Origin of the sequence: Kitasatospora sp. NPDC057198, from assembly GCF_042670125.1 — a bacterium.
Lineage (GTDB): Bacteria > Actinomycetota > Actinomycetes > Streptomycetales > Streptomycetaceae > Kitasatospora.
On the sequence record NZ_JBHUWH010000295.1, the window covers coordinates 1 to 10,161 of the forward strand.

Annotated in this window: 8 protein-coding genes; 5 read left to right on the top strand and 3 right to left on the bottom strand. The window is 73.6% G+C overall.

Annotated elements, in window-relative coordinates; genetic code table 11:
• Positions 1-140: 140 nt before the first annotated feature.
• Positions 141-1,454: an SUKH-4 family immunity protein gene (locus tag ACFUEL_RS27175; protein WP_380239393.1), complete on the bottom strand. Its 1,314-nt coding sequence runs from the start codon at positions 1,452-1,454 to the stop codon at positions 141-143.
• Positions 1,455-1,725: 271 nt separating this feature from the next.
• Here ACFUEL_RS27175 and ACFUEL_RS27180 point away from each other — a divergent pair, with 271 nt between their 5' ends.
• The 5 genes from ACFUEL_RS27180 (at position 1,726) to ACFUEL_RS27200 (ending at position 8,519) form a co-directional block, all read left to right on the top strand.
• Positions 1,726-5,916 carry a toxin glutamine deamidase domain-containing protein gene (locus ACFUEL_RS27180; protein ID WP_380239400.1) on the top strand — a complete coding sequence of 1,397 codons (4,191 nt, stop codon included), beginning with the start codon at positions 1,726-1,728 and terminating at the stop codon, positions 5,914-5,916.
• Positions 5,897-6,571: a pentapeptide repeat-containing protein gene (locus ACFUEL_RS27185; RefSeq protein ID WP_380239394.1), complete on the top strand. Its 675-nt coding sequence runs from the start codon at positions 5,897-5,899 to the stop codon at positions 6,569-6,571. The genes ACFUEL_RS27180 and ACFUEL_RS27185 overlap by 20 nt, the downstream gene beginning before the upstream one ends.
• 106 nt (positions 6,572-6,677) lie before the next feature.
• Positions 6,678-7,547: an immunity 49 family protein gene (locus tag ACFUEL_RS27190; protein ID WP_380239395.1), complete on the top strand. Its 870-nt coding sequence runs from the start codon at positions 6,678-6,680 to the stop codon at positions 7,545-7,547.
• 158 nt (positions 7,548-7,705) lie between these two features.
• Positions 7,706-7,996 (top strand): hypothetical protein, encoded by a 291-nt coding sequence (locus ACFUEL_RS27195; RefSeq protein ID WP_380239396.1) that lies wholly within the window; start codon positions 7,706-7,708, stop codon positions 7,994-7,996.
• Between the two features lie 139 nt (positions 7,997-8,135).
• Positions 8,136-8,519 (top strand): hypothetical protein, encoded by a 384-nt coding sequence (locus ACFUEL_RS27200; RefSeq protein ID WP_380239397.1) that lies wholly within the window; start codon positions 8,136-8,138, stop codon positions 8,517-8,519.
• 88 nt (positions 8,520-8,607) lie between these two features.
• On the opposite strand, the gene ACFUEL_RS27205 is transcribed toward ACFUEL_RS27200, so the two are convergent.
• Complete coding sequence (locus ACFUEL_RS27205; RefSeq protein WP_380239398.1) at positions 8,608-9,108, bottom strand: hypothetical protein; 501 nt, start codon at positions 9,106-9,108, stop codon at positions 8,608-8,610.
• Between the two features lie 497 nt (positions 9,109-9,605).
• Positions 9,606-10,161, bottom strand: a 556-nt coding sequence (locus ACFUEL_RS27210; protein WP_380239399.1) for a class F sortase, incomplete at its 5' end; no start/stop codon positions are given.

Below are 10,161 nucleotides of genomic sequence, written 5' to 3' on the forward strand. Positions count from 1 at the left end.
CGGTGCACTGCCGTGGCGCGCATCGGCTTCCGGTTCCGTTACGGCACGCAGCAGCACGGACCTCCGATGGGCTCCGACCGTCAGCAGCACGGACCCGCCGTTCCCCGGGCCCCTGGTTTCGCTCCCCGGGCCCTGCCCGCTCAGAACAGGCCGTGCCACATCTGCTCGACGATGACGTTCCACCAGGCCGACTCCTTGCGGAACGCCTCCGGGTCGATCGCCGCCAACTCGTCCTGGAGGGCCACCACCACCGCCGCGGCGGCGTGCGGGTCCAGTCCGGGCAGCGCGGCGCGGGCGGCGACCAGCGACTCCAGGCCGCGCAGGAACGCCGACACCGAGGAGCTGACGTACCGGCCGCTGCCGGTGCGCGGGTGCACCGCCCACACCGACCCGGCCTTCCCGTCGTGGTCGCTGCACTGCACGGCCACCACGCACAGCCCGTCCGACCCGATCCTGATCCAGCCCGCCAGGACGTCCAGCACCTGCGGTCCCACCTCGGCGGCGGTCCCGACGGCCGACAGGTGGGTGCGCAGGTCGGCGAACAGCCCGCCGGCCGGCGGCTGTTCCGGGCGGTCCGCGGTGAAGAACAGCGGCACCTCGGCGGGCAGCCCCGCCCACACCAGGGTGGACTGGGCCGACTCCGGCAGGGCGCTCTCCGCCACGTCGTCCGCGTCGTACCGCACCACCTCGCCGAACACCTCGGCGACCCGCCGCCCCAGCGCCACGTCCCGCACCGCCGGGGCCGGCTCCACCTCGCCCGGCTGCGGCGCCGGCACCCGGCACGGCCGCGGCGGCGGCTGCTGCCCGGCCAGCCGGGCGGTGCGCTCCACGTGGTCGGCGAGGGCGGCGACGCCCTCGGCCCGCTCGTCCGGGAAGATCCCGTACAGGTGCGAGCAGGAGAACTCCGCGTTCGGGAACTCCCGTTCCACCAGCACCGCGGTGTACCCGCCCGGCAGGGAGGCCGGCCGCAGGTCGGTGTGCACCGCCAGCACGTTGCCGGCCGGGACGCCCAGGCGCCGCAGCTCGGCCGCCAACTGGTACTCGGCGGGCGGCAGTCCGGGCGCCGAGAGCCGGAACAGCGAGACCTCCTGCCCGCTCCCCGGGTCCACGTACGTCGCCACCGCGGTGTTCCCCGGCCCGGTGGCCGGCGGCCCCGACCGCCGCGACAGCTGCGCGTGCTGCTCCTCGTACGCCCGGACCACCTCCTCCACCGGCACGGACGACCACACGCTCAACTCGCCGCTCTCCCGGTCCACCACGCCGCACGCGTCCCCGATGTCCGCCGGCGGGCGCCGCTCCCCGGTCACCGGGTCCCGCTCCAGCGGCGCGGGCGCCGCCCACACCACCCAGCCCAGGCTGAACTCCCGGTGCCGCACGGCGCGTTGCCGATCGGCAGGCGCGCCGCCGTTCAGCCAGCGGTCGGCGGTGGCGAGTGCCTGCTCCTGGGTGATCACGACGGTTCCTCCGTTGGCGGTTCCCGGTTGCTGGGCCCGGTTCCGAGTGAGACTAGCGGGAGGTTCCCCCGAGCACGAACGGGTGTCCGGTATCACCCGAGGAATTCCCGTATGGGGCAATGGGATTGCCGATGCTTGATCATACGGGTGCGATCATTTGACTATCCTTTGAATCTCGTGCAACGTTCTGCCTCATCCGTCCACCGGGGGGCCGGTGACTCGTTCACCGGGAGCGGTGGTTCCGTCAGTTGGGGGAGACTGACCCTTGTCGATGATGCTGCCCGAGCCGCTCGAGTGGGTCCTGGAGATGCTCGGCTTCGACTGGCCGAAGGCGGACGAGGACAAGCTCCGCGAATGCGCCCAGGTCTGGCGCGACTTCGCCGACCGGGTCGACGAGGTCAACCAGCAGGCCCTGAACGCCGCCAACAGCGTCCGCTCCACCAACGCCGGCGACGACATCGACGCCTTCGGCCGGGCCTTCGACAAGTTCTCCACCGGCGGTGACGGCTACCTCGCCGACATGGCCTTCGCGTCCCGGCTGATCGCCACCGCCTTCGACGCCGCCGCGATGATCGTGGTCGCCTGCAAGATCGCCGTCATCGCCCAACTCGCCATCCTCGCCACCGAGATCATCGCCGCCCAGGGCGCCGCCCTGTTCACCTTCGGCCTCTCCGAAGTCGCCGCCCTCGGCGCCACCCAGGCCACCAAGATGATCGTGCGCCGCCTGCTGAAGGAACTCCGCGACGCACTCGTCGAAGCGATCCTCGAAACGCTCAAGGACCCGATCGTCTCCGCCGTCCAGACCATGATCAGCGACCTGATCGCCCAGACCGTCAACCAGGGCTTCGGCACCCAGAACGGCTACGACCTCGGCCGCACCGCCAAGAAGGGCGTGGAGGAGGGCGTCAAGTCCGCCCAGAACTGGCAGGAGACCTTCACCAGCAACCTCAAGGACGGCCTCGGCTCCCGCGCCGGCTCCCACGTCCGCGGCCGCGCCGACGCCTCCGCCGCCATCGGCCGCGGCGAGGGCGACCCGGCGGACGGGGGCGGCGATGGCGGCACGGGCGGCGGTGGCGGTACGGCCAGCGGCGGTGCGGGCGGTGGTACGACCGGTGGCGGTACGGCCAGCGGCGGTGCGGGCGGTGGTACGACCGGTGGCGGCACGGCCAACGGCGGTGCGGGCGGCGTGACTTCCGGGGGTGGTGGCTCCGGCGGTGGGACCGCTGGGGGTGGCACCTCAGGCAACGGGAGTGTCGGCGGCGGGAGTTCCGGCAATGACGGAGTCGGCAGCGGCAGCGGCAGCGGCAGCGGCGGCAGCGGCGGCAGCGCCGGCCCGTCGGCCACCACCACCGGCCGTGCGCCGGACTCCGGTGGCTCGGCGTCCACCAACTCGCCCACCGGACGCGACACTTCATCGGACGCTCCGACCCCAGCCCCGACCCCGACCCCGACGCCCGCTCCTGCGCCCACGCCCGCGTCCTCGTCCGACCAGCGTGCCACCACGCCGCTCGACCCCTTCGGCACCCGGCTGAACGCCGACAACCCGGCCACCGCCCCGGCGGACGGCCCGTCGCCCACGGACACCCGCGCCGCCGCGCAGCAGCCCGCACCCGAGTCCCAGGCGTCCGCCCCCGCCACGCACACCGCACCGAATGCGGCTCCGGCGACTGACGCCGGGCAGTCCGCTACCAATGCCTCGGCTGCGGGATCGCCTGCGACTCCGGCGGAGGGCTCGTCCTCGGCGGACACCCGAGCCGCCGCACAGCAGCCCGCCTCCGAGGCCCAGACGTCCACTCCCGCTGCGCACACCGCGCCGGACGCGGCTCGTCCGGCGGAGGGTTCCTCGTCTGCGGATCCCCATACCTCCGCGCAGCAGCCCGCCTCCGAGGCCCAGACGTCCCCTCCCGCTGCGCACACCGCGCCGGATGCGGCTCGTCCGGCTGCGGTGGACCCCCGTATCGCCCTGTCGCAGCAGCCCGCTCCCGAGGCCCAGGCGTCCGCTCCCGCCACGCACACCTCTCCGGACGCGGCCCGACCGACCGACGCCAACTCGACTCCTGCGGCGGCACCTTCGTCGCACGCGGGCACCCAGCCGACTGCGCACGACAGCGCCGCCTCCGGCGCTCCGGCCGGACACGAGGGCTCGCACGGCCCGCGCCCTGACGGGGGCCCGGCTCACCACTCCGAGGCCAATTCCTCTGCTGCGCCCGGGTCTTCGTCGCCTTCCGACCGTCATCCGGATGCCCGCCCCGACGGGCACGGGGGTGTGCCCGGTTCGCGTCCTGACGGGGGTCCGGCTCACCACTCCGAGCCCAACTCGCCCACCGGCGAGGCGAATAGGCCCCAGCAGACAGGCGAGGAGGGGCGTTCGACGCCGTCCTCTTCGCCCACGGGGGTCCCGGCGGGTGCGGGGCATCACGGACGTCCGGCCGCCGAGCCGTCCGCGCAGCGCCATGACGCACCGCACGCCCAGCAGCCCGGCAGTGGCCACGGCGACGGCGACGGCCACGGCGGACGCGAGGGCCACCGTGCCGAGGACGCTGCGCCGCACGCCACCGTCCGTACGGCGGGAGCCGCCGTCGCGGACGCGCCGCCCGCGCACGTGCCCGGTCAGGCCACCGCGGAGTCCACCGCGCCCGCGTCGGCCCCCTCCACGGGGCAGGCCGGTCCGGTCGGGGGAGCCGTGCCGATGGGGGCGGGCGGTGTGCCGACCGCCAACAGCACGCCGGGGACGCCGAGTTCGAGCACGTCGGGTTCGGGTACGCCGGGTTCGGGTACGCCCCGCGCCGACCGTCCCGCCGCCGAGCCGACGACCGTCCCCACCCAGCGGCAGCGCCCGGACCAGCCCCGCCCGGACCGCCCGGTGTCCCTCGGTCAGCAGCCCGCCGGGGGCCGCCCCGACCCGCGCACCGCCCCCTGGCGCACCCCGCAGTCGGCCGACAACGCCACCCCGCGCCCCGACGCCCGCCCGACGCCGGCAGCGGACCCCCGTACGAACCGTCCGGACGCCCGCCCCGACCGCACCGACCGTCCCGCGGACACCGATCCGCGCCGGTCCGTGCCGGAGCAGTCCCCGTCCCAGGACCGCCCGTCCGCCGACGCCCCGAGCACCAATCACCCGTCCGCCGACCACCTGTCCACCGACCACCCCTCCCAGGACCACCCGTCCACCGAGCACCCGTCCACCGAGCACCCGGCCACTGATCACCCCGACGTGGACCCGTCCCGGCCCGTCACCGCCGACCGGCCGTACGGGGAGCCGGGCGGGCTGGTCGAGCCGGGGGCGCGGGAACGGCAGCGGGTGGAGGACGCGGTGCCGCGGGACGCCGACGGTCGGCCGCTGCGGCACCCGGATCCGGAGGGGGACTGGCCGCGGGCCGTCAACGGCGATCCGAACGAGCCGGGGCGGCGCAACAACTGCGCGGACGTCGCGCTGGCGACCGTCGACACCTACTCGGGGCACCCGACCCCGGCCGCGGCCCGGACGCCCGACCACGACGCGGACGGCAACCCGTCCGACCGCGGCGAGCGGGGCGGTCGCGACCGGATGGAGAAGGCCCTCGGGGCGAGGTTCTCCGACCTGGGCGACGGCCCGGCCGCGTACCGGCGACTGGAGGACACCCTCCGCCGCGAGGGGCACGGCTCGCAGGCCGTGATCATCACCCGGGACGCGGACGGCCGCGCCCACGCCTGGAACGCCGTCAACCACAACGGCAAGGTCACCTACATCGACGCGCAGACCGGCCGCCGCTCCGACCGGCCCCTGCACAACGGCGAGAACGGCGTCTTCGCCGTCCCGCTCGGCGCCGACCGCCGCCCCGCCGCCCCCGCCCCGCACGCCGACCCGAACCACGACCCGTCGCAGGACCGCCGTGCCCCGGAGGAGGTGGCCGGGGCGGACGACCCGAAGGACGACGCGGACAAGGACGGGACCGGCGGCGACGGGCGCCGGAAGAACGAACCCCCGGAAGAGATGACGCCGGAGGAGCGGGAGGAGCACAACGTCCACCTCGGCGAGGTGGAGCAGCGCAACGCCGAGGACTTCGACGAACTCCAGCGTGACCCGGACAAGAGCGGTGGCATCTCGGAGCCGTCGAAGGACGAGGCGCGGGTCGGCCTCGACCTCCGCGAACAGGGGAGGGTCCCGGCGGACATCCAGCGGCCCCTGGAACGGGACAACGGCGAGTTCTTCTCCCCGAGCACCGGAGAGCACTACGACATCAAGGGTGTCCACTCCGACTGGCCGCCGTTCAACAACCAGCGGGACAAGTCCAAGCCTTTCCCCGGTGCCTACAATCCGGCGAGGAACGGCAAGTGGGTCGCCAAACTGTCGGAGCAGATCGTGGACAAGAACCGCACCGTCATCATCGACGTGCGGAACGCGAACCAGGCGGCGATCGACGACCTGCGCAAGATCGTCAGTGACAACAATTGGGAGAGTCGTGTCATCTGGTACCCGTGAGGGTTGGGAGCCCGCCGCGGCCCCCGTGGAAGAGGAGGCGGCGCGGGCCGTCGCGGCCTGGGTCGCTGCGGGCTGCGGGCTCTTCGGGGGCGACGGGTTCGACTTCCGAGGGGCGGACTTCTCCGGCGGTGACTTCTCCGAGGCCGGCCTGCTGGGTGCGAACCTGGCGGGGGTGTCGCTGGTGGGGGCCGACCTGTACCGGGCGGACATGCAGGGCGCGGACCTGTCGGGGGCGGACCTGACCGGGGCGTGCCTGGTGCGGACGAACCTGGACGAGGCGGTCCTGGCGGGCGCGAAACTGGACGGGGCGGACCTGACCGCGGCTTCGCTGTACGGGGTCGACGCGCGGGGCGCGAGCTGCCGGGGGACGGAGTTCCGGGGGGCCGCTCTGCTGGAGGTCGACCTGCGGGGGGCGGACCTGGCGGGCGCGACGGTCCTGGAGAACTCGTTCAAGGTTCGGGTGGACGGGAGCACCGTGCTCACGGGTCTGACGGGTTCGGTCTTCGGACCGGTCCGGCTGGTCGGGGAGGACGGCACCGAGACCGAACTGGCCGGCCTGGAGCTGCAGCGCTGGTTCACCGGACGCGGGCTCCAGGTGACCGTGCTCGCCCCGGGCGGTCGTCCCCTCGGGGCGGGTGACGGGCCCTCCGCCTGACGGATTTCGACGGGAGCGAAGCGTGACGGTGTATCGGGAAGGGCACAGCGACGGCCCCTGCCCAGGCAGCGAGCGGAATCCGCTACGGACGGGGGGAGGAACGAGCATGCAGGTTTCGCGGCACGAGCTGGCCGCCGTGCACGGTAGCCAGGAAGTGCTGGAGCGACTCACCGGAGTCGTCCGGGAGATGGTTGCCGGGATGCCGGACTTCGACTACGACCGGGCGGAGGCACTGGGTTACTCGCTGGACCTGGCGAAGCGGCGGTGTGTGGAGGATCCGCGCTGCGCGAAGCTCGAGACGTGGCACGCGTGGGTGCTGCCGATGCAGATCGGTTCGGCGCTGTTCGAGTCGGCCACGGCGGCGTCCGGGCCGGTGACCTGTCGGGTGGGGACGGAGAACGGCGAGGTCCTGGAGTTGCCGGCGACGGGGCCGCAGGAGTACCTGCACCCGGTGCTGTGGCTGGAGGCGTTCTACCTGGCGGTGATCTGCCGGGAAGAGGAGCGGATGGCCGAACTGGCGGAGGTGCCGACCCAGTTCCTGCGCGACTCCGGGGTGAGGATCGACGAGTACGTGTACGACTGGATCGACACGCTCAAGCTCGCCTCGGCCGGCCGGCCGCGCGCGTGGGAGTCGCTGCTCCGGGCGATCGAGGGCACGGCCCCGGAGCGCACCCGGGCGGCGAGCACCGAGGTGATGCTGAAGCTGCTCTACCCGCCGCTGGAGCTGTTCCAGCTCTTCATCCGCCGGGAGGTCGAGGCGTTCAACGACTCGCTGGCCACCGCGCTGACCTGGCACAAGGAGTACTGGACCGGCAACGAGGCCCGGTCGACCAAGCCGGAGGGCTTCGTCGCGCTGGCCCCGCTCGCCGTCGCGGTGCTGGCCTACGACGCCGGCATGGAGATCGAGGTCGAGTCCCAGTACCTGCCCCACCACCTGCTGCACGGCACCTGGGTCGGGGAGTTCCCGACCCGCTGAGCCGTCTGGATCGTCCCCGGTATGTGGGGTGACGCCGCCGAGCGGATGTACCGTGAGCCCGGTCCTGTCGGGCTCTGGTTCACGACCGTCTCCGCGTCGCTGTCCGTCGAGACGGCGGACCGGCTCTGACGGTGGGACGGGAGGGGGAGGAGCGGAGGATGGAAGCCCTCGGTGGTTTCATCAAGTGCTATCTGAACGTGGAGGTGGCTTACGACGGCCTCATGCCGCGAGTCAGGTCGACGATAAGGATGTCAACCCCCGAGTGGGGGGAGGCGATTCGCCGTGAACTCGAGCAGGCCCTCTCCGAGCGTCCTTATTCGGTGGTCGACTACCTCCAGATGACCTGGATCGAATTCGAGAGCGAAGACGCGCTGTACGCGTACCTGGAGAGGGTCTTCCACTACCTCTTCGCGGGGGGTGAGGAGGTTCCGCTGCCTCCCGAGGACTGAGCCGCCCGGGCGCACTGGACGGCGGTTCCCCCGGCGGCCGTTCCCCGACTGACGGACCATCGGCACGGATCACGGCACAGATCACGACACGGATCGCGGTACGCGTTCCGGAACGGACGAGGAAGGCAAGGGAGTTCGGGTGTCACAGCAGATCGTGGTGGACGAGGGGAACCTGCGCGCACAGGGGAAGAACCTGGAGTCGATCAGCGAGTCGTTCCAGCAGGTGATCGACGAGATGAAGGCGCGGCTGGAGGCGCTGGAGAACCCGAACGACCCGCCGTGGGGCGACGACGATCTGGGCGAGAAGTTCGGGGTCGTGTACGAGGGTCTGCGCGACGGGATGCAGGAGTCGATGGACTCGCTGGCCCAGCGGCTCGGCGAGGTCGGCCAGAAGCTCCAGGTGATGGCCGACAACCACGCGGCCAACGAGGCCGACACCGTGGACCGGATGAACGCCCTCGCCGACCGGACCCAGAGCGCGGGCGGCGAGATCCGGGCGATGCGCCGCCCGCAGCTGCTCTGACCTGCGGACCCCCGGGGCCGGCCCCGGGCACGGCGGAGGGGAGCCGCCGGCGGGATCGGCGGCTCCCCTCGGGCGGGGCGGGGAGGGGTCAGGCGTCCCAGCCGAGTTCGTAGACCGCGGTGGCGGTGTTGGTGATGTGGACGGCCCCGGTGAGGCCCTTGTAGGCGCCGGTGCCGCCGGTGATGACGCCGTCGAACTTCTTCGGGTACTTCGCGGTCAGCGGGTTGTCGATCGGCACGACGGCGGTGAAGGTGACCTGGTCGCCGCCGGTGAAGACCAGGTCGGCGGTGCAGAACGCGGTGACCGAGTCGGCCGACACCGCGTCCTTGGTGCACTGGTCGTACACGGTGGCGACCTGGGCGCCGGTGGCGTCCTTGGCGGTCGCGGTGCCGCCGAACCCGGCGCCGATCGCGTTGGCCGCGCCGCTCGCCGAGTTGGTGCCGGTGAAGTCGATCGTGACGGTGGGCGGCACGGCCCGGTGGGTCTCGGTGACGGCTGGGTCGGCGAGCGCGGGGACACCGGCGGCGATGACGGCGGCGGCGCCGACGGCGAGCGCGATGATCCCCTTGGCCTTGGCGGTTCGGGACATGGTTCCTCCTGTTCGGTCCGGGCGGGAATACCCGGGGGCGGGCCCACATCACCACATTCCGGACACGGAGGGTGTTCAGGCGTCACTGCCCGTGTCGCCCGCTCCGTACCACCGGACACGCCGTCACACCCCTTGCCCGGCAAGGCCCCCGGCGCCGGGGGCCGCGTCGCACCGGGCGGCCGAAAATCACCCGTTCGTATCCGCAGCAGCCGCTCGGGACGCGGTAGGACGGGGGCAGGACGGGGAAAGGCAGGACGGGGGAGGGAGGGGCTCAGGGGCAGGAGCTGCCGCTGCGGCAGGCCGGGAGTCCGGACGCCGGGACGTGCGCGGGGGCCGCGTGGGCCGGACGGTCGGGGTATCCGTCATGGCCGCACACTGCCCGGTCCGCGGCCGCGACGGAGCGCGTACGGGGAATCGGAGCGCACCCGCACCCGGCGCGAGGGGCGTCGACGCGGCGTCGGGCGGCGTCGGGCGGCCTCTGGCGGTCTCGGACGGTGTCAGGCGGTGGACGTCAGGTGCGCGAACACCACGGTGTTGGAGTCGTAGCCGGTGCGCCGGTCGTAGTGTCCGCCGCAGGTGATCACGCGCAGTTCGGCGCGGCCGGTGGGGGCGTACACCTCTTGGGCGGGGAAGGCGCTCTTCGGGTAGGAGCGCACCGCGTCGACGGTGAAGGTGGCGGTGCGGCGGTCCTGCCGGGTGACGGTGATGGTCAGGCCGGGGCGCAGCAGTCCGAGCCGGTAGAGGACGCCGGGGCCGTGCCGGTCGTCGACGTGGCCGACCACCACGGCGGTGCCGTCCGCGCCGGGGGAGGGGGCGTCCCGGTACCAGCCGACCAGGTCGCGGCGGCCCAGCGGCGGGGTGGTGAGCGCCCCGGCGGAGTCCAGGCCGAGCGGGGTGAAGGCGGCGTCCACCGAGATGGACGGGATGCGCAGCCGGGTCGGGTCGGACGGGCCGAGTGCGGCGGCGTCCGGGACGGCCGGGGAGGCGCTGGGGGAGGGCGCGTCCGGGGCGGGGGTCGGGGCCGGGGCGGGGGCCGGGGAGCGTGCCGGGGCG